The 24,308-nt window shown below is 68.7% G+C and carries 28 protein-coding genes and 5 pseudogenes; 17 read left to right on the top strand and 16 right to left on the bottom strand.

Translation table 11 applies throughout. From position 1 onward, the window contains the following. Positions 1–1,229 precede the first annotated feature (1,229 nt). Entirely contained in the window at positions 1,230–2,654 is a 1,425-nt protein-coding gene (locus IEY86_RS33490) for a TniQ family protein (protein ID WP_189135675.1), read from the top strand. Between the two features lie 236 nt (positions 2,655–2,890). After that, the gene (locus tag IEY86_RS33485; protein ID WP_189135678.1) at positions 2,891–3,148 is read left to right on the top strand and encodes a hypothetical protein; all 258 of its coding nucleotides are present in this window, start codon (positions 2,891–2,893) and stop codon (positions 3,146–3,148) included. Positions 3,149–3,248: 100 nt separating this feature from the next. Here IEY86_RS33485 and IEY86_RS37170 read toward each other — a convergent pair whose 3' ends face one another. Further along, positions 3,249–3,521, bottom strand: coding sequence for a hypothetical protein (locus IEY86_RS37170; protein ID WP_229698997.1), 273 nt, complete (start codon positions 3,519–3,521; stop codon positions 3,249–3,251). Between the two features lie 69 nt (positions 3,522–3,590). Between IEY86_RS37170 and IEY86_RS37165 the strand changes: the two genes are divergently transcribed. Beyond that, positions 3,591–4,037, top strand: coding sequence for a hypothetical protein (locus IEY86_RS37165; RefSeq protein WP_229698998.1), 447 nt, complete (start codon positions 3,591–3,593; stop codon positions 4,035–4,037). A 121-nt stretch (positions 4,038–4,158) separates the two neighbouring features. Here IEY86_RS37165 and IEY86_RS38365 read toward each other — a convergent pair. Together IEY86_RS38365 and IEY86_RS33475 are read right to left on the bottom strand one after the other, a co-directional pair. After that, positions 4,159–4,294, bottom strand: a pseudogene (locus IEY86_RS38365) (DUF2071 domain-containing protein); the annotation flags it as partial. A gap of 102 nt (positions 4,295–4,396) precedes the next feature. Next, positions 4,397–4,822 carry a hypothetical protein gene (locus tag IEY86_RS33475; protein ID WP_189135674.1) on the bottom strand — a complete coding sequence of 142 codons (426 nt, stop codon included), beginning with the start codon at positions 4,820–4,822 and terminating at the stop codon, positions 4,397–4,399. Positions 4,823–4,968: 146 nt separating this feature from the next. Here IEY86_RS33475 and IEY86_RS33470 point away from each other — a divergent pair, with 146 nt between their 5' ends. The 4 genes and pseudogenes from IEY86_RS33470 (at position 4,969) to IEY86_RS33460 (ending at position 8,386) form a co-directional block, all read left to right on the top strand. After that, a complete protein-coding gene (locus IEY86_RS33470) occupies positions 4,969–5,643 on the top strand; it encodes a response regulator transcription factor (RefSeq protein WP_189135673.1) in 675 nt (224 codons plus the stop codon). A 70-nt stretch (positions 5,644–5,713) separates the two neighbouring features. Then, positions 5,714–7,030: a sensor histidine kinase gene (locus IEY86_RS33465; protein ID WP_189135672.1), complete on the top strand. Its 1,317-nt coding sequence runs from the start codon at positions 5,714–5,716 to the stop codon at positions 7,028–7,030. Positions 7,031–7,200: 170 nt separating this feature from the next. Beyond that, positions 7,201–7,555, top strand: a pseudogene (locus tag IEY86_RS38360) (TniB family NTP-binding protein); the annotation flags it as partial. A 408-nt stretch (positions 7,556–7,963) separates the two neighbouring features. Beyond that, positions 7,964–8,386, top strand: coding sequence for a MarR family transcriptional regulator (locus IEY86_RS33460; protein WP_229698996.1), 423 nt, complete (start codon positions 7,964–7,966; stop codon positions 8,384–8,386). Between the two features lie 270 nt (positions 8,387–8,656). Here IEY86_RS33460 and IEY86_RS33455 read toward each other — a convergent pair whose 3' ends face one another. From IEY86_RS33455 to IEY86_RS33440, 4 genes are all read right to left on the bottom strand, one after another. Further along, positions 8,657–9,292, bottom strand: coding sequence for a hypothetical protein (locus tag IEY86_RS33455; RefSeq protein ID WP_189135671.1), 636 nt, complete (start codon positions 9,290–9,292; stop codon positions 8,657–8,659). Positions 9,293–9,296: 4 nt separating this feature from the next. After that, the gene (locus tag IEY86_RS33450; protein WP_189135670.1) at positions 9,297–9,938 is read right to left on the bottom strand and encodes an RNA polymerase sigma factor; all 642 of its coding nucleotides are present in this window, start codon (positions 9,936–9,938) and stop codon (positions 9,297–9,299) included. Positions 9,939–9,940: 2 nt separating this feature from the next. Next, positions 9,941–10,138 (bottom strand): hypothetical protein, encoded by a 198-nt coding sequence (locus tag IEY86_RS33445; protein ID WP_189135669.1) that lies wholly within the window; start codon positions 10,136–10,138, stop codon positions 9,941–9,943. 451 nt (positions 10,139–10,589) lie between these two features. Next, on the bottom strand, positions 10,590–10,994 hold the full coding sequence (locus IEY86_RS33440; protein WP_189135668.1) for a hypothetical protein: 405 nt from the start codon (positions 10,992–10,994) through the stop codon (positions 10,590–10,592). A 485-nt stretch (positions 10,995–11,479) separates the two neighbouring features. Between IEY86_RS33440 and IEY86_RS33435 the strand changes: the two genes are divergently transcribed. Beyond that, positions 11,480–11,659, top strand: coding sequence for a hypothetical protein (locus IEY86_RS33435; RefSeq protein WP_189135667.1), 180 nt, complete (start codon positions 11,480–11,482; stop codon positions 11,657–11,659). Positions 11,660–11,899: 240 nt separating this feature from the next. Then, positions 11,900–12,022 (top strand): annotated as a pseudogene (locus IEY86_RS38355) (transposase); the annotation flags it as partial. Positions 12,023–12,086: 64 nt separating this feature from the next. On the opposite strand, the gene IEY86_RS33425 reads toward IEY86_RS38355, so the two are convergent. After that, positions 12,087–12,275 carry a hypothetical protein gene (locus tag IEY86_RS33425; protein WP_189135665.1) on the bottom strand — a complete coding sequence of 63 codons (189 nt, stop codon included), beginning with the start codon at positions 12,273–12,275 and terminating at the stop codon, positions 12,087–12,089. Between the two features lie 75 nt (positions 12,276–12,350). On the opposite strand from IEY86_RS33425, the gene IEY86_RS33420 reads away from it, so the two are divergent. From IEY86_RS33420 to IEY86_RS33410, 3 genes are all read left to right on the top strand, one after another. Beyond that, complete coding sequence (locus IEY86_RS33420; protein ID WP_189135664.1) at positions 12,351–12,755, top strand: VOC family protein; 405 nt, start codon at positions 12,351–12,353, stop codon at positions 12,753–12,755. Between the two features lie 248 nt (positions 12,756–13,003). Then, a complete protein-coding gene (locus IEY86_RS33415) occupies positions 13,004–13,660 on the top strand; it encodes a CatB-related O-acetyltransferase (RefSeq protein ID WP_189135663.1) in 657 nt (218 codons plus the stop codon). Continuing rightward, positions 13,657–14,565 carry a Vgb family protein gene (locus tag IEY86_RS33410; protein WP_189135662.1) on the top strand — a complete coding sequence of 303 codons (909 nt, stop codon included), beginning with the start codon at positions 13,657–13,659 and terminating at the stop codon, positions 14,563–14,565. The genes IEY86_RS33415 and IEY86_RS33410 overlap by 4 nt, the downstream gene beginning before the upstream one ends. Before the next feature lie 370 nt (positions 14,566–14,935). On the opposite strand, the gene IEY86_RS33405 is transcribed toward IEY86_RS33410, so the two are convergent. From IEY86_RS33405 to IEY86_RS33380, 7 genes are all read right to left on the bottom strand, one after another. Further along, positions 14,936–15,409: a nuclear transport factor 2 family protein gene (locus tag IEY86_RS33405; protein WP_189135661.1), complete on the bottom strand. Its 474-nt coding sequence runs from the start codon at positions 15,407–15,409 to the stop codon at positions 14,936–14,938. 9 nt (positions 15,410–15,418) lie between these two features. Beyond that, positions 15,419–16,453 carry a site-specific integrase gene (locus tag IEY86_RS37155; protein ID WP_229698995.1) on the bottom strand — a complete coding sequence of 345 codons (1,035 nt, stop codon included), beginning with the start codon at positions 16,451–16,453 and terminating at the stop codon, positions 15,419–15,421. Between the two features lie 610 nt (positions 16,454–17,063). After that, positions 17,064–17,396, bottom strand: coding sequence for a helix-turn-helix domain-containing protein (locus tag IEY86_RS33395; protein ID WP_189135660.1), 333 nt, complete (start codon positions 17,394–17,396; stop codon positions 17,064–17,066). Then, positions 17,393–17,812: a tyrosine-type recombinase/integrase gene (locus tag IEY86_RS37150; protein WP_229698994.1), complete on the bottom strand. Its 420-nt coding sequence runs from the start codon at positions 17,810–17,812 to the stop codon at positions 17,393–17,395. The genes IEY86_RS33395 and IEY86_RS37150 overlap by 4 nt, the downstream gene beginning before the upstream one ends. Beyond that, complete coding sequence (locus tag IEY86_RS37145) at positions 17,800–18,471, bottom strand: site-specific integrase (RefSeq protein ID WP_229698993.1); 672 nt, start codon at positions 18,469–18,471, stop codon at positions 17,800–17,802. The genes IEY86_RS37150 and IEY86_RS37145 overlap by 13 nt, the downstream gene beginning before the upstream one ends. Before the next feature lie 421 nt (positions 18,472–18,892). Then, a complete protein-coding gene (locus IEY86_RS33385; RefSeq protein ID WP_189135676.1) occupies positions 18,893–19,258 on the bottom strand; it encodes a PIN domain-containing protein in 366 nt (121 codons plus the stop codon). An 8-nt stretch (positions 19,259–19,266) separates the two neighbouring features. Next, the gene (locus IEY86_RS33380; protein WP_189135659.1) at positions 19,267–19,524 is read right to left on the bottom strand and encodes a hypothetical protein; all 258 of its coding nucleotides are present in this window, start codon (positions 19,522–19,524) and stop codon (positions 19,267–19,269) included. Positions 19,525–19,980: 456 nt separating this feature from the next. On the opposite strand from IEY86_RS33380, the gene IEY86_RS33375 reads away from it, so the two are divergent. The 5 genes and pseudogenes from IEY86_RS33375 to IEY86_RS33365 all read left to right on the top strand — a co-directional run bounded on the left by IEY86_RS33375 (position 19,981) and on the right by IEY86_RS33365 (position 23,667). After that, a complete protein-coding gene (locus IEY86_RS33375) occupies positions 19,981–20,229 on the top strand; it encodes a DUF7019 family protein (protein WP_189135658.1) in 249 nt (82 codons plus the stop codon). A 930-nt stretch (positions 20,230–21,159) separates the two neighbouring features. After that, positions 21,160–22,434 carry a DUF6777 domain-containing protein gene (locus IEY86_RS33370; protein WP_189135657.1) on the top strand — a complete coding sequence of 425 codons (1,275 nt, stop codon included), beginning with the start codon at positions 21,160–21,162 and terminating at the stop codon, positions 22,432–22,434. Between the two features lie 15 nt (positions 22,435–22,449). Continuing rightward, positions 22,450–22,755 (top strand): annotated as a pseudogene (locus IEY86_RS38350) (glycoside hydrolase domain-containing protein); the annotation flags it as partial. Positions 22,756–22,892: 137 nt separating this feature from the next. Beyond that, positions 22,893–23,027 carry a hypothetical protein gene (locus IEY86_RS37735; protein ID WP_265806085.1) on the top strand — a complete coding sequence of 45 codons (135 nt, stop codon included), beginning with the start codon at positions 22,893–22,895 and terminating at the stop codon, positions 23,025–23,027. Positions 23,028–23,073: 46 nt separating this feature from the next. Next, a complete protein-coding gene (locus IEY86_RS33365; RefSeq protein ID WP_189135656.1) occupies positions 23,074–23,667 on the top strand; it encodes a sigma-70 family RNA polymerase sigma factor in 594 nt (197 codons plus the stop codon). 11 nt (positions 23,668–23,678) lie between these two features. Here the strand turns inward: IEY86_RS33365 and IEY86_RS33360 are convergent. Continuing rightward, positions 23,679–24,308 (bottom strand): annotated as a pseudogene (locus tag IEY86_RS33360) (transposase); the annotation flags it as partial.

The following is a 24,308-nucleotide window of genomic DNA, read 5'->3' as shown; positions in this document are numbered from 1 at the left end:
TTCGCTTCGCTCAATTCCCGCCCGGCTTCGCCGGGCCGGACGGGGGGCCGCTTCGCGGACCCCCGTAGGCTGGCAGCAAGGGGCGGTGGGTCTCGGGTGACGGAAGGTCATGAGTCCTGCACGGGGCGAGAGGTGAGTGCAGGTCGCGGCCGGTGTGCATCAAAACTCTGCCCGGGGTGTGGCCTGGGATTTCGAGCCACCCCATCCGGCGCCGGTCGATCCTGCTAGTGCATCACTGTGGTATCTGGGTAGAGATTGGGGCCAATCCCGGATCCCTGTGGGCTCTGCTGAGACGCTGAAATCCTTGACGCGACATCACTGAATTTTGTGTCGCGCCGATGGGGTGGCGGCTTTTCATCGTCGTCATCCTATCTGCATTCCAGCCCCGGCGGGGGTGGGGATGCGACACGATCGGGGCCGCTTTCGGACCTCTGTCCGAATGGCGCTCCTATGGCTGGCGGGCATAGGAATACAGGCGGTCGATCTCCTCGAATCCGGCTGATGCGTAGAGGGCGTTGGCTGCCCTGAACGCACGACACGGTCGTCCCTAGCGTGCAGTGAACAAGTCCCAAGGACTGAACAACTGTCATGATCTTCAACAAGTACGGTCCAGTCACGGTCACAGCATTTCGATCAGCGCGCCTGTTCACGGTTGTTTTTGAAGTGTCCGTTTGCCTAGCCGAACAACGTCTGCGATCGTTCTATAGGTGTCGCCACCAACGCGTGGCGAACCGCCAGCTCGTTGTCTACTGACCTGGACACCAGCGGCTCTGAGGCTCCCTGCCGGCAAGCGGGGAGCCTCAAAAATTTTTCCCGCAGCCTGGACGCGCGCAGTCTCCGATGACGGGCAAGGGGTCTGCTGCGTCGAGGCTCGGTTGCCGGCGTGCACCGCAGACGGCTGTCCGTTCGCCGCCGCCACGATGCGAGCACACCACTGACGCGGGAGCCCGGCCATCCGCCGACACCGCCTGAAGGCATCGTTGCCCGGCGTCACGACGCCCGCGCCGACGCGCACACGACACGGCGGACACCCGTTCCTCGCCGGCCAGAACGGGATGGGCACTCGCAAGGGATGTATGGGGGAAGCACCAACAACGCACTACCGGATCCGCGGTGCCAACGTCTCGTTGGCCGGAAGGACAACGGCATTCCTGGTCGTTTTCCGGACCCCACGGCAACAGCCCGGCCAGGCTGGGGTCAGCACAACGACGGGTAAGGAGCCAGCCGAGGTGGCCGATGACCATGGCACCGCCCACAGCAGCAATCCCCACACCGGCCTCTTTCGCGTCGTCCCCGTCGCTGGGGAGACGACCTCATCACTGATCTGCCGCATCGCGAACCGCTACGGGATGGAAGCGAAGGCGCTGCGCTCCAGCTGGCACTGGCGCAACTACCCGCCCCGGCACGAAAGCGGGGGCGCACGGGCCGACGCCGAGGTACTGCTGAACGCAGCCGGGCGGCAGCTCCTGGCAGGCCTGTGCGGCGTCGAGGAGGACGTGCTGGCGCGGGCGTTGCCGTCCTGGGAACAGGAGGACGCCAAACTGCCGGACAGGGAGGACGGGGTGCCTGCGGCGGCGTGGCGGATCGGCGGCGCGGTCGCCGGGCCGGTGGCGTTCGGCTGCCGCCTGTGCACGGCCAGGCGTACGGGGATGGCCCGGCGGGTGGTGTGGTACGCGCCGCTGTGGTCCCGGGTGTGTGTCCGGCACGGGCGGTGGCTCCTGGACGCGGACGCCGACCAGCCGCTGGAACATCTGGACGTGCGGGGCGTGCCGGAGGTGGCCGCGGCGCAGCGGCGGTGGGCGGGTGTAGCGCGGCGGGCGGTGCGGGCCGGGGCCGAGCCGGAGCGGGTGTTCGCGCTGGCGCATGCGGTGGTGGCCCGGTGGTGGGAACAGGCCCTGTACTGGGAGAGCGAGGCGATCTGGCCGCGGCGGCTGCATCAGGTCGCGGGCGGTAACGCCGGTGGTGATCTGGAGCGGTGGCGGATCGTGGGGCGGGACGCGGTCGTCTTTCCCGAGGTGGTGGCCGTCGCCGACTCGCTGCTGGATCCGGCCATGGCCGAGCTGGTGTGGCGGGACAGCCGCGCCGGGTGGCCGCGGCCGCTGCCCGCCGACGGGTCGTTCTGCCGCCGGCTGGGCGAGCGGGTGGAACGGTCCTGGCTGGGAGCTGTGGCCGCGACCGACTACGGCGGCCCGCTGGCCTCCTGGATGGGCGGCGTCATCCGCATCCGCCGCGGTGCCGGCGGACCGCCCGGATACGACAACGGTCCCTGGTGGCTGCGCCAGGAACACCAGGCCGCCACCATGGCCGGACAGCTGCGCGTGCTGGGCAAGGAGAAGGAGGCACCAGGCTCGGGGAGGATGTGGCGGGCGGCGGTGCCCGCCGAACAGCGCACGCTGATCACCCGGGCCATCGAGAGCGCCGAGGAACAGCTGCTCCAGCTGCGCGGAGTGCAGACCGGGCCGACCGCCGATGTCGCCCGGCAGCTCCTGCGCACCCTCCGGCACAGCACCGCCCTGATCGACAACGCCTGGAAGCGGACCGCCCTGGTGGCGGTGAACGCCGGAATGCCCCTGGAAGAAGTCGCCCAGTGGGCGCAAATGCCCGCCGATACCTTGAGGAACATCCTGGCGGCCGGCCAGGAAGACGGCGGCTGAAGGGCCAGCGGCAGCGCGGAGGGAGCGCGTCAACCGGTAGCGCACGCGGTATCCGTTGGTGGCAGGAATCCCGGAAACCACCGTGCTAAAGGGCGCTGCAGGACGCGACATCACCCTCGGAAAACCCGCAACACCCCAGGTCAGCCCGCGCCTGGTACACCAACCGCCACCCCCTCCAGCGTCACGTCACCAACAACAGCGACGACTTCGGTGACGGGTCCACGTACCGCTACCCCGTGAACGAGGACATCCGGGGCCTGGAAGGCCGGCTGACCCTGCTGAAGGACTTCGACCAGGTCGTGTCCCACTTCACCAAGGAGGTGTCTGGGGCAGACGCGGAGGCCGCTGCTAACGAGCTGCTGAGGTCGTCGTCCGTTCCTGAGCCGGGCAGCCTGCAGCTCAGGAATGAAATCACGTACTCAGTATGCCAAGACTACGAAGGCTGGCCTGGGACGTCATGGGGACCGGCGGCGAAGTGGTGCTCGATCCACTGAGCATCCGTGAGGTAGCGGCGATCGTGGCCCTCCGCCACGTGTCGGCTGAACGCCGGATGGCCCGCTGCGGCGTGCTGGCGCAGCCAAGCGACAAGCGCTCTCAACCTCTCCGCCGCCGTGGCCGGTAGCTGGGACCGCTCCTTTGGGGACAGGCCGTAGGAGTCGGCGAACAGGGAAAGGCGTCGCTTTGCCTCCGGAATCGGCAAGGTGTGTTCCACTTCGTCCGGGGCGTACAACGGGACGAAGCGATAGGCGGTATAGGCGACGTCCCACAGTCGAGGGCCGGGGTGGCCGTGTCGAAGTCGATGAAGGCAACAGGAAGTTGCTCTCGGAAGACGGTGTTGTACGTCGCCGCGTCGCCGTGGCAGATCACCTCCGCCGGCTCGCGCGGGGGAAGCTGCCAGACATCGTCCCGCTTGCGAGCGAAGTCCGCGGAGGCGTCATGGAGATCGCGCAGCAAGCGTCCCACGGCTACCAGCGAAGCATCGCTCCGCACCTCGGGTGCAGCGAAGTCGTGTCCAACCTCTCCAGGAAGGTACTCGACGATTTCCTCGGCACCGTGATCGCTGAGCCCGTACGGGCGCGGCGCGCCAGTGAATCCCACTTCGCAAAGATGCGCGAGCAGGCGCTGGACGGTGACGCTCCAGGGGCTGGCCGGGCGCCGGACCAGGCCGCCTTCCCGGACGACTCGATTCACGCCGCCAACGAGCACTTCTCGATCTTCCACGAAGCCAGGCTAGCCAGGCCGGACACCGTCGGCAGCCGAGTTCCTGCGATCTTCCACACGGTACCCGCACTCGCAGAGGGACCGGCAGCCCCTGCACCGCCATGGCGGCTTCCACCCAGACCTGTTCGACTCCACCCGGGCCGGTTCTCGCCGAAGGGATGAGACACAGGTACTCAAGCCCGTCTGCACGGCTTCGACCGCGAGCGTGGCAGAAGTCCGGTTCCTGGAGTTCCAGGAGGAGTGGGTCGCCGAGTATCCGGCGATCGTGCGGCTTTGGGAGAGCGGTGTCCGCGTCACGGTGGATCGCCGTCCTGGCCCACACGTAGGGCAGCCGGAAGGCGCTGCGGGCGACGTCGTAGCGCCAACGGCAGCGGCCGCGATGCCTGCGGCGAGCGGAACACCACGCCGCGTCGGCCGTGTCACGGGTTGCTCTCCCGCTGGGCAATCCAGAGGCACGCAGGGCCGTCCCGCCTGGCGAGCGGGACGGCCCTGTGGGTCAGGTGGCGCTGATGCGAACCGGCCTACTTCTTGGCGGCCGCTGGCTTGCCCTCGACCTTGTTGGGGGCCGCCGGCTTGCCCTCGACGAGCTCGGAGCAAACTGCCGACTTGCCGTCGCTCTTGCCCTTGCTGATCAGCTTGACGGGAGTCTTCTTGCCCGGCTTGCCGGCACTGTCGAGCTTGAAGGCCACTCCGCCCGCCCCGTCACCGTCGAGCGGCACGGCGCAGGACATCGCCCCCTCGCCGATCTCGTCCTTGCCGATCTCCTTGAGGGGGACGTTCGAGCTCTTGCCCGTCTGCTTGTTGACGACCTTTGCGAAGGGCGCGGGCTTGGTGGTGTCGGGGGTGTCGGCGCCACCCGCATGCGCGGCACCGACGGTGACGCCGATGCCGAGCAGAGCGGTGGCACCGATGATGACGGCACTCTTGAGGGTCTTGGACTGACGCACGGTATGTCCTTCCGGTCCGATCACCGCTCGATCCGCGGTGGTGGTGGGTGCAACCGTGGCAGGGAGGTGCTGAGGCCACGCTGAAATCCTGAAGCGGACTTCAGCTTCGGCGTCGCGGTAGCCGCCGGTGAGGCAGGCTGCACCTCATGCGCATGCTGATGGTGGAGGACGATGCACGTTTGGCGGGTTTGCTGCGCCAGGGGCTGGCCGACGAGGGCTTCGAGGTGGACTGGGTCGCCGATGGGCGCCAGGGGCTGCGGCGTGCGCTGTCGGGAACGTATGACGTGATCGTGCTGGATGTGATGCTGCCGGGTCTGAACGGCTATGCCGTCTGCGCCAGGCTGCGCGCAGCGGGCAACAGCACGCCGGTGCTGATGCTCACCGCCAAAGACGGGGAGTACGACGTGGCCGAAGGTCTGGAGACGGGGGCGGACGACTATCTGTCCAAGCCGTTCTCCTTCGTCGTGCTCATCGCCCGCCTCAAGGCCCTCATCCGCCGTTCCGGACGCCGCGCGACGGCGGCACTACAGGTGGGAGACCTGCGCATCGAACCGGTCTCACTACGCTGCTGGCGCGGCCCGGACGAAGTGGTACTGACAGCGAAGGAGTTCGCGGTGCTGGCCTGTCTGGCCGAGCGGGCCGATGAGGTCATCACCAAAACCGACATCGCCGAGCGCGTGTGGGACGAGTGCTACGAGGGCGACCTGAACATCGTGGAGGTGTACGTCAGTGCGCTGCGCCGGAAGATCGACGCGCCGTTCGGGCGCAGGAGCATCCGCACCATCCGGGGCGCCGGCTACCGGCTGTCCACCGAAAGCTGAGGGCCTGATGCCCGGACCCGCACGCCGCCGGTCGCCGCGCCGCATATGGCCATCCACCGTGCGGGGCCGGATGACCCTCGCCGTGGCCACGGTCCTGGCCGTCGCGCTGGCCGCGGGGGCAGCCATCCTGCTCACCACGGTACGCGGCGACCTGTGGCAGTCGGCCCGGAACTCCTCGCAGCGGCAAGCCGATCTGGCGGTGGCGCTACTGGACCAAGCAGGGAGGAGTGGCACCGGCGTGTACACCGTCGACGGCGTCGAGGTAAGCCTGGCCCAGGACAAACTGGTCCCCGTGCCGGAGGCCGCCCTTGCACCGTCCCAGAAACCGACGGCCCCGACGGCCCCGGTGTCCCAGGCGCCCACGGCCACCGAGGGGGGCAAGGTGTCCTCGTTCTCAGCCGACGGCCGCTACCGTGCCCAGAGCGCGGTCGACTTCACCGCGGCCGAGGACACCCTGCGCGGCATGCTCGTCCTTCTGGCGACGGGTGTGCTGCTGATCGTGCTGCTCGGAGCGCTGCTGACATGGGTGACGGTAGGCCGGGCCCTGGCTCCGGTCGAAGCGGTGCGCCGCGAGGCCGCCGAGATCACCGCCAACGATCTGCACCGCCGCCTCCCGGTCTCACCCGCACGGGACGAAATCTCCCGCCTGGCCACCACCCTCAACGCCACCCTGGACCGCCTGGACCGCGCCGTCACACGACTGCGCACCTTCACCGGCGACGTCTCCCACGAGCTGCGCAGCCCGCTCACCACCTTGCGCACCCGCCTCGAACTCGCCCTCGCCCGCCCCGACAGGGCGCACTGGCCCCAGGTCGCCGCCGAAGCCCTCGAAGACACCGGCCACCTCCAGGCCCTCGTCAGCGACCTCCTGCTACTGGCCCGCCTGGACGCCCACCACGAACCACATCACCGCCAGGTCGACCTCACCCCCCTCGCCCACGACCTGGCCCGTCGACCAGGTGCCACCCTGCCCGTGGACGTCGACGCCCCCGGCCCCGCACCGGTACTCGGCAACGCCGCCCATCTGACCCGGCTGCTGATCAACCTCATGGAGAACGCCCGCCGCCACGCGGCCGCAACCATCCGGGTCCGCGTGGCCATCGACGGCCACGACGTGGTCCTGGAAGTGACCGACGACGGCCCTGGAATCCCGGCCGAAGACCGCGAGCGCGTCTTCGGCCGCTTTACCCGCCTGGACGACGCCCGCACCCGCCAGGACGGCGGCACCGGCCTCGGCCTGGCCATCGCCCGGTCCATCGCCACCACCCATGGTGGCACCCTCACCGCCCAAGCCCCCTCCGGCTCCCAGGGCGGCGCCCGCCTCGTCCTGCGCCTGCCCAAGGCGTCGCCGCAATCGCTCCGCCGGCCGCAGGAGGCGCGATCATGACACCTCGATGCTCCTCGCCCGGCTCGCCGCGATGTGCCGCCTGCATCGACAAGATGCAGGCCATCAGGAACGCGGCGAGCAGTTCCGACCTGGGCTTTATCGCCGCCAGTGTCTTCTTGGTCCACGGCACGCAGAACGGCGAGACGAAGGTGGACGCCAACCTCCCCGACACCCCCCTCTTCACCGGCGTCAGAGGCGCCCAACTCGCCGGACGCGCCACCCTCATCGACTGCGGCCCCTCCCCGCCCGCCACGGCCAACGCCAACCCTTCCGCGACGTCATCACCGACATCGAAAACAACCTCGACCTCCAACAGCACAAACCCGGCACCCTCCCCCGCCACGCCCCCTACCTCCACCAACGCACCGCCGGCCGCATCGGAAGCCTCACCCGACTCATCCGCCAAGCCGCCCATCACCGCCCGTCTGCGACGGCACCGAACGCATCACCAAGGCATCACTCGAAGCCATCCGCCTCGACCACCTCACCGAAACCCACCACCGCCCCACACGAACCCGCTACTGATGATCTCTGCGTGGTGTCGCCGTGCAGTCGCCCATAGGCCCAGCTCAAGGGCGCTGCAGGACGCGACATCACCCTCGGAATCTCAGTAACCCCACACCCCGCCAGCGCAAAAAGCCCTGACCAGCACAAACACCAACCGGGCCTTTTCACGCTAGAGCTACCTACAACGAATCCCCCACACTCAGCACAGAACACACAGCCCCAGCTCACACACCCCGACCTACCGGCTGGAACCGTTCACCTGACCTCTCAACAAACCCGCAACACTCCAGGTCAGCCCGCGCCTGGTACACCAACCGCCACCCCCTCCAGCGTCAGTCGTGCGCGCCGCCGGCGGTTCGAGGAGCTCGCAGTGCAGGGCGAGCACCGGACGGTCGAACGGGCCTGGCAGGAGAGGGGGCAGGGGCGGTGAGCCAAGGGCTGCTGTTCGCGCCGGTCAATGCCGAGGGTGTGGTAGCGGGCCTGGACCTGCCCGGTCCCGCCTACCGGGTGCTGCTCGCCCTGCGCTCGCGCAGCGAGACCGGCGGCCGCGTCGAGATGGGACAGAACCAGATCGCCGCCCTGCTGGGCCTGAGCCGACCCAGCGTCACCTCCGGGCTGCGCGAGCTCATACTGGCGCGCCTGGTCACCAAGCAGCGCAACGGCGTCTACCGGATCAACGCCATGCTCGCCGGATACGACACACCCGCCGAAGCCCGGGCCGCCGTCGACGCCATGGACCCCGCCGACCAGCTCGACGACCCCGACTTCGTCGCCCACTACCACCAGGCCGTCGCCGACTACCGCGAACAACTCGCCCGCGACCGCCGCAAGAAGCTGCACGTCGCCTGACCGCCCCCCCCAGAACCCGCCACCAGGGTGAGCACCGCGTACGGGCCGGACCGGTTCAGCAGCTCGGCCTGGGCGAGGCCCACCGGTCGCTCCCCGCGCGTACGGGCCGGACACTTGGTGACCAGCGGCCGCAGCGGGACTGGCGTCGGTGTCAGGCAGGGCGATCCCTATTTCATGCGCGCTGGTTTGTCCGTGCCTGTCCACCGTGCAGCGGCCTCGATGGCGGTCAGGGTCTGGCGCGCCGAGTGCGCTCGTGCGGTGCGTCGTGCTTCACAGGGCGTCGGCGAGCTCTTCGATGCGTTCGGCGAGGCCGGGGTCGGGGTGCAGGACCCGGCCGAAGCCGAACTCCTCCACTTCGTCGACCTTCAGCCGTCCGACCGCTTCGCGCAGGGCAGCGTGGGGGAAGTGGGGATCAGGGCAGATGGCTCGTTCGAAGACGGGGCTGGGGTACTGGTCGGTGAGGGCGAAGGCCTGGTGGGCCCAGTGGTCGGCATCGCGCATCTCTCCGCGGCCGAGGTGGAACAGCTGCAGGCAGTAGGCGGCGGTGGCGTTGCCGGCCCCGGCGGAGAACTGCCACCAGAACTGCGCGCCGTCGTGGTATCCGGCGAGGTTGAGCAGGCATGCGAAGTGCAGGGCGCCGTCGGGGTCGATGCCTTCGTCGCACAGCTTGGCCAGGAGTTCCGCGGCGTCGTCGTGGTGCAGCAGTTGCGCCGAGAGGGCCTGCAGGTCCTTGTTGGCCTGGTCGTGGGTGGTGGGGAAGTGGCCCAGGGGCGCCGGATCGGCTCCGAAGATGAGGCTGGCGGTGATGTCGCGGACGACCTCCTGCTTGATGTCGTCCAGGTCGTCATCGGTGAAGGGGTCGGGCTGGGCGGCTTCGGCCAGGACTCTGTTGATGCTGCGCGGCACGGTGTTACTCCTTGTCTTCGTCGGCAGCCGAGTGGGAGGGCAGGCCGAGCTTGACGGCGATGCGTTCTCGGGCCAGGCGGCGGTGGGAGCGGACGGTGTCCGGCTTGATTCCCATGATGTTGGCGATGCGGGCGCAGGGGTATCCCAGTACGTAGTGCAGCACGATGACGTCGTACTGGCGGTCGGGCAGGGAGGCTATGGCGGTGTAGAGGCCGAGCGGGGACTCGATCACCAGGAACTGGCGGCGCATGGCCTGAAGGGTCGCGCGGGCCGCGTGCTGGTAACTGGCGGCCCGCACCAGCTGCGAGGTCCGGCCTGTCAGCCGCAGGTGGCCTTCCACGCGCTGCTTGAGGAGCGCGAAGACGTACGCTGCGGGGCTTTCCTCCTTCAGCACCACCAGCCAGTTCAGGGCCAGGTGGGAGTAGACGCGGCGGACCACGGCCCTGGCTGCCTGCTTGTCGCCCAGCATCGTGTGCGCGTAGCGCAGGTGGGCGCGGGCGTACAGGTCGTAGAAGGCTTCCAGGTCCGGTGGCATCCGGTACTGAAGGCCCTGCAGGGCGTTGAGTTCATCGAGGAAGCCGCGCGGCAGGGTGAACTGTGCTTCGCCGGCCGCGTCGGCTCCTTCTGGTGACGGCGGGACGCTCATGGTCAGACCTCCTCGTCGCGAGAAGGCTCCAGCGGTGGGGTCGGCCCGGCTGCGCTGCGGGTGGTGTCCTCCAGCAGCCCGGCGGCACCGACCCGGACCCCGGCGCTCAGGACACGCCGGGTCAGCGTGCGTACGTCCGGGGCGAAAACCCGCAGCGCGGTGGCCACCACCACCGCGGCGAGCGCGTCGTTAACGGTCACAGGGCCTGTCCTCGAAATCCTGCGGGGCGGCACCCGACACTCCTTGCCTTTCAGGGCGCCGCAGGACTGTGCGTCCTCAACCGCAGGATTTCGGATCCGGGTGCCCAAACACGTACCGAGCCCCCGAGGGATTTTCGACAGCGAGTGATTGACCTGTCACGACCAGGCATGAGCCAGTGCCCAAAGTGACCGCATGAACACTCTCCAGCAAGACGCTGACCAGCAAGGACCCGACAGGCACCTGCCCGCCCCAAGGCTCGACCCCACCCCCGCCCCCTGCCTGAAAGTGACTCAGATCACAGACGCTGGGCCGGTTGGGCACGTCCACGGCCGCAGGCCGAATCACCTCGGCGCAGGGGCGGCATGCAGCCGCTACCTGTTCTTCCTCGCGGGCCCATCGGCCTGTTCGGCCCGCCTCCTGCCGTCTGCAGCGCGCGCTTGCAGGGGCCGGTCACCGGGGCAGGGACGTGTCGCGGCCGCGATGACCAGCCTCGTGCAGATGCTGGCGTAGCTGTGCGCGCAGTTGTGGCAGGGGCTCGGCCGCGCCGAGGCTGCGCAGGAATTCCGCGGTCGGCCAGGTGATCAGTGCGCCCTGGCGGGAGAGGTACAGCCCGACGCGGTCGATGCCGTACTCGTTGTCGTAGTCCAGGAGCAGGTATCCGGCGAGCTGGTGGATCTCGCCGCGGCCCAGGCGGCGGGGGTCCTTGGTGGCTTTGCAGTCCAGCAGCAGGCCGCCGAGGATGTAGTCGGCGTCGGCGCCACCGATGTCGTTGCTGCCGGCGAAGACCGGTCCGCACACGCGCGCGGCGGGCGGCAGGGCACGGAAGGCGGCGAAGGGCCCCTCGGCGAGCTGCATCTGCTGGTCGATGTCGGTGGTGACGTAGTCGGGGGCGGCCGGCGGTCAGGTCGTCCAGGGTGGTTGTGGGGGTGGCCTGGGCGAGCATGCTGAAGCGGCGGATCTGCCCGGTGCGGGCGATGTCTTCGAAGAATCCGGCGACGAAGCACAGCCGGGTGAGGGCTTCGCCGTCCAGTACGGCGGGGTCGGCGAGGTGGGCGTCAACGGTCTCCAGCAGGTCCTGGCCCGCAGCGTGGAGGGCCTTGCGGACCTGCCGGTCCGGTGCGCCGTGCAGCCGGGCTCTGTCGCCCAGCAGCATCACGGCGGCGTCCACGGCCGGTCCCAGACGGCCGCCCAGGCTCAGGCGCAGGCGGTAGTCGACGGCGCGGCCGAGGGCCGGCCAGTTCGGGTACTGCACGTCCAGCGGCTGCACCGGGGGCGGAAGGTGTGCGATGCGCGCCTGGTAGCCGCCCACCAGGTTCTGGATGTGGGGCAGGTGACGGGTCATGAACTGCAAGATCGGGGAGGTGTCGTACTTCAGCTGCCCGGTGAGGCTCAGCTCGATCATCGGCCGTCCGGCCACGGTGCCGTCCAGGCCCGCGTCGGCAGCGTGCTTCTCGTACTGGTCGATCCAGGCGATGCCCTCGGTGTCGAGCAGGTCGCGGGCGCGGGTGACCGCGACGTAGAACCAAGCGCGCCTCGCTGGACTGCAGCGCGCGCTGCAGACCCAGCTCGTCCACCGGCGGGGCGGAAAAGCCCTTGCCGATGCGCACCGAGGACCACTCCCGTCCCTTGGCCTTGTGCGCGGTGGAGACGGTGACCTGCGCCTTGTCCTCCGGGCAGAGGCGGTCGACGGCTTGAATGATCTGGTCGGGGCCGTAGGTGTCGACCAGTTGCACGATCGCTTTGACGAAGAGTTTGGCGTTGCCTCCCTCTCCCCGTTCGTGCGGCACCACATCAACATGCTCGGCCGGTACTCCTTCCAGCTTCCCGACCTGCCGGGTGGCCTGCGTCCGCTTCGCGATCCGGGCGCCACCGACGAGGAATGACCCAGGGTCCCTGGCCCGCACCGACGGATGGGAGGACCCTGGAGACATGCGTCCGGCGGTGCGGTCAGTGCGGCATGGAGCTGCCCAAAGGCAGCGGGCGGTCGCGCCGGTACTGCGACTCGGCCTGCCGTACAAGGGCCTGATGGGTGACGCGGGCCCACTGGGCGGCGATCGACACCAGCAGTGAGGCGACGCGGACTTCCTCGGATGACGCCTCGACAGCGTGAGCGTTGCTGTTTAAGATCACGGGCACGGCATCGCGTGTCGGTCACCGTCTGGGTGAGGCATGGAGGTGCCCGTGAGATTGCCTTGCGGAGGCATTCCACACATGTCAGTCGAGTTGAATCACACCATCATCCATGCCCGGGACAACCGGGAGTCGGCCGAGTTCCTGGCGCGCATCCTGGGGCTTGAGGTCGGGACAGAGTGGGGACCGTTCGTTCCCGTGGCCACCGGCAACAGGGTCACACTGGACTTCGCCGCCGTCCCGGCGGAGTCGATCGTCACGCAGCACTACGCGTTCCTCGTCTCCGACGAGGAGTTCGACGCGGCCTTCGCGCGAATCCAGCAGGCCGGGATCACGTACTACGCCGATCCGCATCTGAAGCAGCCTGGAGAGATCAACCACCACCACGGTGGGCGCGGCCTGTACTTCATGGATCCGGCCGGGCACGGCATGGAGATCATCACACGGCCCTATGGCAGCCACTTGGAGCAGCCGGTGGCATCCTGAGGCAGTGGCAGGCCAGGGCACTCCCTGGCCTGCACTCCGTGGCGGGGTTCAACTGCCGTGCGAGCGCCTCTTCCGGGTCACCGACCCCAATGGGTGCGATCGTCCGGTTCGTCGAGCGAGTCACTCCGTCTGCGCCCGAGAACGCCTGAAGTCCCGCCGTGCCAGGCCGCATCCGAGCCATGCCCCGGCAACGCCCGGCCCCCGACCGCGTGCGACATATCACGCAACCCTTGCAAAGGACCCCAACGTTGTCACCTGACCCGACCACCGTTCACCCGCTGCCCGCCCACGAACGGGTGGTGTTCCTCAACCCGCTGGTCACCTCACCGAATATCGCCGTGGGCCAATACACCTACTACGACGACCCGGACGGTGCCACGGACTTCGAGCACCGCAACGTCCTCTACGCCTACGGGCCGGAGCGTCTCATCATTGGCAAGTACTGCGCGATCGCCTCGGGGACCACATTCCTGATGGCCGGTGCCGAGCATCCGTCGATGGGGGTGTCCACATACCCGTTCACCATGTTCGGCGGCCGATGGGCCGAGCAGACCCTGGACATCGTCACCGCCATGCCCAGCCGCGGCGACACGGTCGTCGGCAACGACGTCTGGTTCGGCTACCGGGCAACCGTCATGCCCGGCGTACGGATCGGCGACGGCGCCATCATCGCGGCTGGCGCCATGGTCACCGCCGACGTGCCGCCCTACACGATCGTCGGCGGCAACCCGGCCAGGCCGATCCGGCAACGGTTCGACGACGCCGGCATCGAGCGGCTGCAGCGCGCCGCGTGGTGGGACTGGCCCGCCGACCTCGTCACCGAACACGCCCGCACCATCATGGCCGGAACCCCGGCCGACATCGAACGCATCGCCACCGAGCACGGATTGGGGAAGCCCCTTTGAGTCATTCGCCCCAGGTATCCATCGAAGAGCACGCGGTGGCCGACAGGACGGCCGGACCCTACGCCCTCACCACGGGACCGGACGGCGCGCTGTGGTTCACCCTCGTCCACAGCGGCCGGATCGGCCGGCTCGTCCCCGGGGAGGAGCCGACGAGCCACCGGCTCGACCCCGACAGCGGGCCGACCGTCATCACCCCCGGCCCGGACGGCGCCCTGTGGTTCACCCAGTATCGGGCGGACCGGATCGGGCGGATCACCATCGACGGTGTCATCGACGAATTCGGCATTCCCACCCCCGGCTGCGGGCCGTTCGGCATCGCGGCGGGACCCGACGGTGCGCTGTGGTTCACCGAGACCGCCGCCGACCGCATCGGCCGTATCACCGCCACCGGCCACATCACCGAGTTCCCGCTGCCCGTCACCGGCGCGTTTCCCTCAGCGATCACCGCCAGTGACGACGGCGGTATGTGGTTCACCCTCAACCAGGCCAATGCCATCGGGCGGATCGACATGGACGGTGCGGTCACCCTCCATCCCCTGCCGACGGAGGCGGCAGGGCCAGTCGGGATCGCCGCAGGCCGCGACGGAGCGCTGTGGTTCGTCGAAATCGCCGCCGGGCAGATCGGACGGATCACCCTCGACGGGCAGATCACCGAGTTCCCGTTGCCCGACCGCACCGCCCGACCGCACGCCATCACCGTCGACGGCGACGGCACCGCATGGTTCACCGAATGGGGTGGCAACCGCGTCGGCACCCTCACCCCCGACGGGTCCCTCACCGTCCACGACCTGCCCACCCCTCACTCCGAACCACACGGCATCACCCCCGGCCCCGACGGAGCCCTGTGGACCGCACTGGAGATCGGCGCACTCGCCCGCATCGCCCCAGCGGACAGCACCACCTGACCAAGCTGCCCACTCACTCCCTGACTTTGTTCACGAGTCGTCACTCATGAGCAATGCCACACAACCATCAGTCCTCTCGATCAAGGTCACAACCACTCCACCCCAAGACGAAACCCAACGTCACCATAAACGACACCGGGCCGAACGGATGCGAGGGATACTCAACGCTCCGAGATCATCCCGTGGCGGGTTTCTGGTGCATCTGGGTCACACACCAGGACCCCCGCGAGTTCACGAAAACTGAAGGGTTCCCGGTGGGAACCCAAGGGTCTGTCGCTGTGCCTCGCGGCGTCGGATCCGTGGGTTCGTGGTGAAGCCGCCGGGCCGGCGCCACGGCGGCGGGTGGACATAGCCAGGTTGGCCCCCACAGTCACGACTGATCGGGGTGGCTGAGACGCACCGTCTCTCCGCCGAAGGGTAGGTGCGTGACTCGGCTGGCGAGGAGCCAGGTGTCCTCGACCTTTCGGAACGTGTCCTCGTAGTGGCCCACGTTCGCGGGGAGCCTCGGGGGCACCATGCCATCGGCATAGCCGTCGACCCGGTAAGTGGCGAAGTAAGAGGTGGCGGTGGCCGCCGACGCAGAATTCACCGTGACCAAGATGTTCGTAGACATACGGCGTGACAGCCGGTCCTTGGGGCGCGAACCAAAGTAGCTGCGGAGCGCCTCACGCCCCTCCACTCTGCGGTCGCCGAGAGGCCACTCCCACACCCCGTCAGGCGTGAAGAGGTCCGCGACACTGCTCGGATCTCCCAGGTCGAGGCGGCGCACGAACTCGACGATCAGATGCTCGCAGGCTCGCTCGGCGAGGAGACGTTCCATCGGGTCAAGGGCTTCAGTCGACATCATCAATTGCTACCAGCCCTCTATGGGGTACTGCGAAGGCTTTTTGGCTGCCGATTCCCCCGGTCCGTGAACGCGACGCCATCTTCGACGTGACACGACAGTCAGAGCCGCTCGACGGGTCGCTCCAGGAGTTGGCGGGCAGAGTTCGCGTAGCGAATCGCGGTCTTCTCGCTGAGTCCGAAGACCTCGGCGACGTGGAGCGGGTCGGGACCGTGGACGAGTGCCTCTTCGAGCCGCCGGATCCATGCGGAGTCGTTCCAGTGTCGCGACCTGGCCGTGCAACGCCGGGCCGGCGACGGAGCTCTTGCTGATGGGGCCCGTTCCCAGGGCGGTCTGCTTGTTGATCAGCAGGTGCAGGTTGGCTGTGCCGGGCCAGCGGCGACGACGGAACTCCAGCCATTCCTGGGCAAGTTGAAGGGTGAGATCGTCCAGTGGGCGGGTGCGGCCGTCGATCGTCAGACGGCGGTTTCCAATGTCGAGATCGTCGAGCAGTAGGCGGCGCATGGCGCCAGGTCGTGCGGCGTGAACTGCGGCGAGTGCGAGGATCAGCCGGTCGGCGGGGTGGGTGACGGCGGCTACGGACCCGCTGGTGTGCTCGGGTTCCAGGGGCCGGACGACGCCTTCTTCGTGCTGGCCGACGCGGATGCGGGCGGTCGGGTTCGTGCAGATGGTGCCGTTCTTCTTCGCCCACCGGAACAGGGATCGCAGCGCGACGATGGTGTGCTGGCGTGGAGAGCCGTGGACGGTGTCGAGGTGTGTGATCACGTCGTCGCGGGTCACTTCGCGCAGGTGGTCGTAGCAACTGGACCAGTCGCTCAGCACCGGTCGGATCCGGTTGAGGTAGTTCCAGACCGTTGCGTGATGCCGGGCCCGGGACCGGGGCCCGCCGTCGTGCAGGGTCCGTGCCCATCCTTCGACGTCCTGTCGGATCCCGGCGGCGAGGCCGTCGAGCTTCCGTTCAAGCCGCAGATCGAAGGTCGCGGGCCGGTCGTCGAGGAGAACGCCGATGCGGTCGAGGACTTCCGTCGTGCGGACGGTGCTCACGTTCGCGGGCCCGCAGCACGGGGGCTATTTCGGAGTACTGGATCACGTCGCCGTCGGCGTGGCCGGACAGCAGCGTGACGAGGGCTTGATCGACGTTCAGCCGGGTTTTACGAGGCCAGCCTCGTGCCTCACCGAGCCGGTGGGCAGTGTGACGGCCCCAGGCCAGCCACGGGTTGCCGCAGGGAAGGGCCGTGCTTGCCGGCGACCGCGTGAAGTCCGGGCGGGCGGCGAACAGGGCAGGCTGGAGCCAGCACAGGGACGGCGGCAAAGCCGGGACCGGATCGGGTCGCCGGGGACGGCCCCGGCGACCGTACTTCACCACGGTCTGCTTGGGTTGGCGGTCCCAGAGCGCCGTCAGGCCGTAGAAGAACAACTGCTGGTGACGCAGGCGAGGCAGCAAAACCTCCGGTCTGTCGCCGGTCGCGGCAGCCTCCGTTCTCGTCTGGACCCAGCACAGACGGCAGTACTCCTCCCGCAAAGGCACTCGGCGGGTGCAGCCGGCGCACTCGCCCACGTTCCGGCGGCTGGCGAACGAGGAACACGTCGGGCAACGTGGCTCGAAGAACCGTCCCCAGGCGAGGCATTCCTGGCAGGAACTCGGGCCCATGGGTCACATCGGGGGAAGCGATCGGCCGTCCCGGCGACGCGGGACCACCGCTGTCGCCGGAGCGGGACCGGATGCGGCGGCGGCCTGCTGCCTGGTCTCCTCGCCAGGACGGCGGACCTGGTCTGGTTCGGGGATCAGCAGGTCTCCGATCTCGCAGCCGAGGACGACGCAGATGATGTCCAGGTCCTCGAGCTTGAGGGAGATCGGCTGACCGGACCACAGTCCGGACATCTTCCCCGCCGAGATAACCAACCCCTGCTCGGCCAGGCTCCGTTGGAGCTCGGACGCCTTCCAGATACCCTTGTTCGCGGCCGTCAGCCGCAGGTTCCACCTCATCGGGTCAGCCCTTCCAGCCGTTTCGCGGCTCGCTCGGTCCCGGCGACCCAGGCGTCCTCGACCCGGGTCTGCTGGACGTGGACGTATCGCATCGTCGTGGCGATCCACGAATGCCCCAAAACCTCCTGAATCGCGAGCAAGTCCAATCCGTTCTCATAGAGTTGGGACGCGCAGAAATGCCGCAGGACATGCGGCGTCAGCCGCTCGCCCCATCCCGGCAGATGCGCTTTGGCCGCGACCTTGAGCCCGCCGCGCAGGGCGTCGTCGCCGACCCGGCGTGAGGAGCCGTCGGCGTTCTTGCGCTCGGAGGGGAACAGCGGGGCGCCGGGGCGGGTGTGGTCGTCGTCGAACTGACCCCACACGTCCTCGATGAACCACCGCAGCGTGCGGTCGGCGCCATTGATCAGAGGCACCATCCGCTCGCGCGGACCCGAGCCACGGGCGCCCTTGCCATGGCGGACATGGAGTTTCCGAAGCGTCCCAGGTTCCACTTGATGTCGGCCAGGTCAAGTTTGCATGCCTCGCTCACCCGCAGGCCGACCTGCGACATCAGCTTCGCCGTGGTGTAGTTCCGGGCGGTCGGAGCGAACTTGAGGCAGGTCGCCAGCTCACCACCCCAGCCCGTGAACAGGATCCCGACCTCCGACTCGGTCGGAGGAATCCGCAGCTGGGCGTCCTTGGCCCCGCGCGGCCGGTTCATCTCGTCGATCGGACACTCGACCACCCGGCCGGTCATCCGGTGGATCTCGACCTTGTGCCGCAGCTCCAGGAACATGAAGTACGTGGTCAGAGCCTGCGACCGGGCCAGCCGGGTGCCGCTCGGCGAGTTCCGCAGCACCTTCCCGAAGTACGCGTCGGCATCAGCCGGCTCCATGTCCCACAGCGGTCGGCCGAACCAGGTCCTGATCTGCTCCAGGTGCCCGACGTCCCCGCGGATGGTGCCGTCCGCAAGGCCCGCCGAGGCCCGCGCGAGAACGAACCCGGACAGCACGTCAGTCTCGAACCGCTCCAGCTCCTCCGCCGACGCGGGCGCCCAGTGCCCACGCAGGTCCCGTACGACTGCCAGCGCCGCCAACCCGAGCCTCCTCACCTTCGGTGCGACTACGGATCGGTCAGACAAGGTGAGAACGCTTCAAAAATTCCGAAGTTACGTCACAGAGCAGCAGAGCACACGAAGGAGGAAGAACCCCCTGGCCACGAGGTTGGGGACTCAGCAGGGCTCAGGGGAACTCGCGGGATGTCGCACACTCCAGGTCCGCCGATGACGACCACTGCCCGTGCAGGCCCGCGTCGAAGTGGATGGTCGATTCGTTGAGCCAGGCGCGCGCGGCGGGGCGTGGTCGGCCACGCACTTGTCGACGACCAGCTCGCGGCCCATCGGGCGGAACCCGCGGGCCCGCCAGTGCCGTTCGGTGTCGCCGGTCCAGCCGTCGCCGCCGTCCTGGTCCAGGTGGACCGCCTCCAGGTAAGGCTGCGGACCAGGGCCGCGTTGCCAATCAGGTGAGGTCCAGAACGCGGACCGCCTCGCCACTCCATCTGTCCGGGTTCGTGGTGGCGATGATCGCCCCGTCGGGTCGATCCGGGGTGGGCTGCGCGGCGTGCAGGCTGTGCGCGGCCGCCCAGGTCTGCTGCCGGGCCACGGCAAGGACGGCGGCGAGGTCCAGGTCGAGGACGGTGACGCCGGGCAGGGAGGCCAGATGTTCCGCCGTACCGGGCCGGGCCCGGTCGGCTTCCACCAGCGCGCACGTCGGGGCATAGAGGAACCAGTTCGCCTCGGCATGGGCGCGGTGGATGAGGCGGGAGGCGAGAATGCTGCCCTGCCCGGCCGCGGCCATCGCGGTGTCGTCCAGGACGATGTGCATGGCCTCGCTCACCGGGCGGTCACCCGGGCCAGGCGCCGGTCCAGCTCGCTGTCGAGGTCCTGCTCCTCAGTCACGGTCGGGGCGTAGCCGTTCCACGCCTTCAGCGCGGCCCGCGCCTTCTCGGCCCGCTCGGCCCGCTCGGCCGGCGTCAGCAGGGTCTGCGCGAGACGCGCCAGATACGCGCGAAGCGACAGCCCCTCCGCAGCAGCTATCGCGGCGAGTCGGTCTCTGGCTTCCTCGGGGATGCGAATGTTGGCATCGGTCATACGTCGTGCTCCTTCCCATCGCCTCAGGGTACGGGTACGTACCCGTACCCGTCCTTCAGTCCGATGCGTTTGAGCGGGAACCCTGCCGCGTGGCCGAATTCAGTGCATCCTGCGCAGGCGGCACCCCTTCCGCTTCAGGGAAGGGGCCCTCCGGGGGCACGCCCGCGTGCTGTCACGCGGACGGCGGCGGGCCCGCCGTCCCTCCCGGCCTCCCCACGGGAGGACCGACACCGCCCTGTACACCGAGCCCATCGGCCGTCACCCGGCCGGACGCGGTCGGCGCCTCGCGCAGCAGCACGTAGGGATCGGACTGCGGTGGGCCCGCCGGCAGACAGGTCAGTAGGGGCGGTCCACCTCCGAAAACGGCACTTCTTCGGACTAGAAAGCGGGTATCAACCCTGGCGGGGCCGCAGCATGCGGGCCCGCTTGTCCGCGTTCAGCCCAGGACGGTGCTCCATGGCCACGACGTCCCGACCGCCCCGCTTCTACCTGTGCATCTCTGATTCCAAGGTCCTGAGCATGTACAACCAGATGCCCAGGCGGCGTCTGCGCAAGGCCCTCAAGGAGGTCAAGGTCGACGTCAAGGTGTTCGGGGCCTCCCTCGCGGAGCCGACCGACACCCGCGAGTCCCGCCTGCCGAAGACACCGTGGGTTCCCAGTGAAAGCACCTCAGTCACGCTGAACCCACGGCCGACGTGCCGGTAAGAACGCTGTCACCGATCCTGCTGGCTTATTCGGTCACGCGGCGAGCCGTGTGTCCCCAAGGCCGGGAACGGGCCCGTATGGCTGGTCTGCCCGATTCGCGCGCCACCCGGGCGCGGGGGCGCGCAATCGAGCGCGGTCGAATACGCCTGTACGCGGACGGCGGCGAAGCGTGCGCCTGCAGGACCATTGCCTCTCCGCCACGCGGATCACGGGGGGCGTCAGCCTTCCGTAACAGACCTCGTCCGCGGGCAACCCTGTGCCCGACCGGACGCGTGGACACGCGCACATGGACGTCCGACTCCGGCGGTGGCCGACGATGTTTCCCGACCCTGCTCAGCAAGCGGGCCAGCAAGCCTTCAATGACTCCGCCAGGCGGCAGGCGAACAACCACCTGGACGCCATGCGCCGTAGCCGCGGCCGCAACGGGGCCGCTCCAGTTCCGGTCTCGGCGGCCTGCTGAAGCTCCTGCTCCTCGTCGCGGTCGCCGCCGTCCTCGTGCGCAACCCTGAACTGCGCGCCGACCTCTGGACATTCGCTCAGAACGTGTGGACGGACCTCCAGCGGTTCTGGACGGACGTCCAGAACCGCTAATGATCAGAAACGGTTTGGGTTCTGAGCCGTTGGACGAGTGTGAGCGATCTGGGGGTGGCGGTAACGGATCTGTCATGAGCCGCAATCGCGGTCTCGGGGCGGCGCTGGTCTGTGTTCGGTTCGATCACTGCCGGGACCGGTATGGCGCCTGTTGCCCAGCGTCACGAGCTGCGGTGGCACGCGCCATCGGACTGGCGGTGAAGCGCGCGCGGGAGCGCCGGGCTTAGCTGAAATACGCCTCCCTGCTGTGAGTGACACGGATGGCGAACGCTCCTTGGTGCTGGGACCGTTGAAGCCGCCGGACCGGGTAAGGTCCCGGCGTCAACGGGGGAGCAGGCCATGGCGTGTGCCACGAAGACATTCCGTATGTTCAGCCTTAGGACCGCGGCCGCGTTCGTGGCCTTCGCCGTCATCCTTGGGTCGATGACCGGCCTGGCGTGCGTGGCCCGAGCGGCGGCTGCCGAAGCCGTCGGTTACGTCGCCGAGAACGCCTTCTTCAGCGGTGACCTCGGCGACGGCCTCCACCTCGGGAGGAACCTCACCGACAAGGGCGGCTCGCACAAGGGCAGTGAGGCCGGGCTGTACGGCGGCAGTCGCCAGATCAACGTGTGCGATCCGGAGCTGCTGCTGGAGTTCCTGCTGGACGCCAGGAACACCAAGAAGAAGAACGCCTGGGCCAAGGCCCTTGGCATCGCAGCCAAGAACAAGAACGTGAAGAAGTACGTCAAGTCGCTTACGGAGGTCGTCCTCTCCAACGACACCCTCGTCGCCAACCACGGCTACAAGAAGGGCGATGCCAACCGCTACGACGCCGTCCTCGAAGCGGGCACCGCCGTGCTCGTCGACGTGTTCGGGGTGCCCCGCGTGAAGTGCAACTGCGGCAACCCGCTGGCCGTCAGTGAGTACGAACCGGGCGATGTCGAGACCAAGTTCAGCCACCAGGACAAGGGCAACAAGAAGTGGAAGGTCAAGAAGAACCGGGTCGTACGGGTCGAGAAGGCCGACAAGCCCCAGGACTCGATGACCGTCGTGGACGTGAAGGACCCCGCTGAGCGGGTCGAGATCGACCTGCCCCCGGAGCCAGACGTGACCGGCACCGCCCCCGACGACAAGGCCGGCACGGAGCAGGTCACGGTGCCCCAGGTCAGGGGCCTGTCTGAGACCGAGGCGACCCAGCGGCTGAAGGACCAGGGCTTCGCCGTGGAGACCAAGGCCGTCGACGACCCCGACTTGGACCTCGGGCTCGCCGCGGGCACCGAGCCCGACGGCGGCGGTACTGCGGACGCGGGATCCACGGTGACCCTGCTCATCGCGACGGACTCCTCGACCGGTGCCCCCTCGGTGGACGTGCCGTCGGTGGTGGGCTGGTCCCAGGCCGACGCGGAACAGGCGATCCGTGACGCAGGCCTGGTCCCCGACATCGTTCCCCAGGCCGCGTCCACCGAACAGGCCGGAACCGTCATCGACCAGAACCCCGCGGGCGGCCAGGCGGAGACCGGCAGCACGGTGACCCTGACGGTCGGGCAAGCGACGACGGACGGCGGGACGGCCGACGGCGGGACGGCTGGAGGCACAGGCACCGATGCGGGGACCGATGCCGGAACAGACGCCTGAGACGCAGGGCGCAGGGCCGGGAAGATCACCACCTTCTACACATACGGCCTGCCCGCGCACCCCCATACCCTCACCTACTCGCCTGCGGTCGAGGCCCGGATCCTGCCCTGGATCTCCGGGCGGCGGCACCTGGACAGTTTCCTGCGCTGGTCCTACAACAGCTGGGCGCCCGACCCGTTCAAACAGCGGCACCCGAGCCGCAAGCACCCTTGGCCGGGGCGCGCACAGCCTCAGGCCGCGCGGGCCAGTTTCATGCACCGACCCCCATCCCAGTGCGGACCGGGATCGGGTGGTCCGTGCCCGGCACATCGACGTGGGTGAGCCGGTAAGAACGCTGTCACCGATCCTGCTGCCCGGCGGGGCCGGCGGCTCGTTGGTCGGGACAGCAGCGGCCGTCTTGGCGTTCCCGGTCGCGGGTGGGGTGTGGAATGTCGATGCAGCCGAGGCCGTGGCCGAAGGTGCCTGAGCTGACCACGCAGGTGGCGCGGGCGGTGGCGGCACGGGGCCCGTACCCGCTGGCGATGCGGGTCCGTGACGAGCTGGGTGAGTTGTTCGCGGACGCCGAGTTCGCCGAGGCGTTCGGAGCCATCTGAAGGAGAGCGTGGCCGAGGACCTGCAGGCGCGGGCCGGGAGTCGGCGATGTCGCAGACGGCGGTGTTCGCCCGGGTGACCCGGGTGGTGCTCGAGAGTGTGCGTGAGGAGTTCGCCGCGATGGAGAGCCACCTGGGCCTGTATCCGGCGATCGCCCGGCTGCCGGAGCGGCAGTTCGATGTGACGGTCCTGCGGTACGTGCTGGAGTACCCCACCGACGAGACCGCCCGCATCATGGGTGTCACCGAGACCACGGTGCGCTGCCACCACGCCGCCGCCCGGCGCAAGATCGCCCTCCACCTCAAACGCGGCGACACACGCGACGCACGCCACTGGGCCGGACAGGCCGCCAACCTCGAACACGAAGCCGACCACCGCAACAGACGCAAGCAGACCAAACGCCAGCAGACCCAGCACACACAGATCCCCGAGACCATCCTGCTGCTGCGCGCCCTGCACGGCCTGCTCACCGACGAGGTCTGCGACATCGCCGCCGAGGACTTCTACGCCTGCACAGGAACACTGCCGACCTCCCTGACCCGCGCCGTACGGCGCCTGGAACCCGACAGCACCTACACCCCCATGCCCTGGCCCGACCTCGCCCTGGCCGACGAACTGCACGAAACCATGCCCTGCTACTGAGGTTTTCGGGTTCATGTCGGGTGTGGGGTGAGGGTCAAGCCGGTCCCGGCGAGGCAGCCGTCGATGAGTTCGGGGTGGCGCTGGATATGGCTCAGGCTCCGGCGAAGAGTGCGCTCTAGCNATAACTGGGCAGTTGGACGAGGGTTAACCAGTCGTGATCGGCGGCGTACTGCCGCATCCCGGCAGCCAGATGAGTGTTCAAATTGTCCCAGATAAGAACAATCGGGGTGCCGAACTGTAGATGAGCACGAACCGCAAGGTCACGGTAGTCGGTCCAGGCGAAGCTCTTGCGCGCGCCCTTGAACGGCATGTGGAACCGCGGACGGTAGATAAGCCGCGACGGTTCGCCGGGCCGGCAACAGCACATCGCCGCGATGGAAATACGCCGCCGGGACCGGCCGCGGACCCTGACGACGGGCGTGCGCCCGCGCCGTCCCCAAGTGCGAGCCCGCGGCGGCGTCATCGCGAACCCGGCTTCGTCCTCGAAGACGATGTGTGCCCCGAGCGCCGCCGCGGTGCTTCCACCTGCGGCCACACATCCTTCTTCCACAACTCCACCGCGCGCTCATCGCGCTCCAGAGCTCGGCGGGCCGGACACTGCCAGGACCACCCATGCCGGTGCAGCAGCCGCCACACCCCCG

It is taken from the genome of Wenjunlia tyrosinilytica, assembly GCF_014646055.1.
GTDB classification, from domain to species: Bacteria; Actinomycetota; Actinomycetes; order Streptomycetales; family Streptomycetaceae; genus Wenjunlia; species Wenjunlia tyrosinilytica.
The sequence above is the reverse complement of the archived record's forward strand: the minus strand, read 5'-3'. Positions and strand labels throughout refer to the sequence as shown.

Excerpts from the sequence above, each read along its gene's own strand:
- IEY86_RS37165 (WP_229698998.1), top strand. The coding sequence starts at position 3,591 with ATGGAGATCGCGCAGCAAGCGTCCCACGGCTACCAGCGAAGCATCGCT.
- IEY86_RS33470 (WP_189135673.1), top strand. The coding sequence starts at position 4,969 with ATGCGCATGCTGATGGTGGAGGACGATGCACGTTTGGCGGGTTTGCTG.
- IEY86_RS33465 (WP_189135672.1), top strand. The coding sequence starts at position 5,714 with ATGACCCTCGCCGTGGCCACGGTCCTGGCCGTCGCGCTGGCCGCGGGG.
- IEY86_RS33450 (WP_189135670.1), bottom strand. The coding sequence starts at position 9,938 with ATGAGCGTCCCGCCGTCACCAGAAGGAGCCGACGCGGCCGGCGAAGCA.
- IEY86_RS33440 (WP_189135668.1), bottom strand. The coding sequence starts at position 10,994 with ATGCAGCTCGCCGAGGGGCCCTTCGCCGCCTTCCGTGCCCTGCCGCCC.
- IEY86_RS33435 (WP_189135667.1), top strand. The coding sequence starts at position 11,480 with ATGAACTGCAAGATCGGGGAGGTGTCGTACTTCAGCTGCCCGGTGAGG.
- IEY86_RS33420 (WP_189135664.1), top strand. The coding sequence starts at position 12,351 with ATGTCAGTCGAGTTGAATCACACCATCATCCATGCCCGGGACAACCGG.
- IEY86_RS33405 (WP_189135661.1), bottom strand. The coding sequence starts at position 15,409 with ATGTCGACTGAAGCCCTTGACCCGATGGAACGTCTCCTCGCCGAGCGA.
- IEY86_RS33395 (WP_189135660.1), bottom strand. The coding sequence starts at position 17,396 with ATGAGGTGGAACCTGCGGCTGACGGCCGCGAACAAGGGTATCTGGAAG.
- IEY86_RS37150 (WP_229698994.1), bottom strand. The coding sequence starts at position 17,812 with ATGGTGCCTCTGATCAATGGCGCCGACCGCACGCTGCGGTGGTTCATC.
- IEY86_RS33385 (WP_189135676.1), bottom strand. The coding sequence starts at position 19,258 with ATGCACATCGTCCTGGACGACACCGCGATGGCCGCGGCCGGGCAGGGC.
- IEY86_RS33380 (WP_189135659.1), bottom strand. The coding sequence starts at position 19,524 with ATGACCGATGCCAACATTCGCATCCCCGAGGAAGCCAGAGACCGACTC.
- IEY86_RS33375 (WP_189135658.1), top strand. The coding sequence starts at position 19,981 with ATGGCCACGACGTCCCGACCGCCCCGCTTCTACCTGTGCATCTCTGAT.
- IEY86_RS33370 (WP_189135657.1), top strand. The coding sequence starts at position 21,160 with ATGGCGTGTGCCACGAAGACATTCCGTATGTTCAGCCTTAGGACCGCG.
- IEY86_RS33365 (WP_189135656.1), top strand. The coding sequence starts at position 23,074 with ATGTCGCAGACGGCGGTGTTCGCCCGGGTGACCCGGGTGGTGCTCGAG.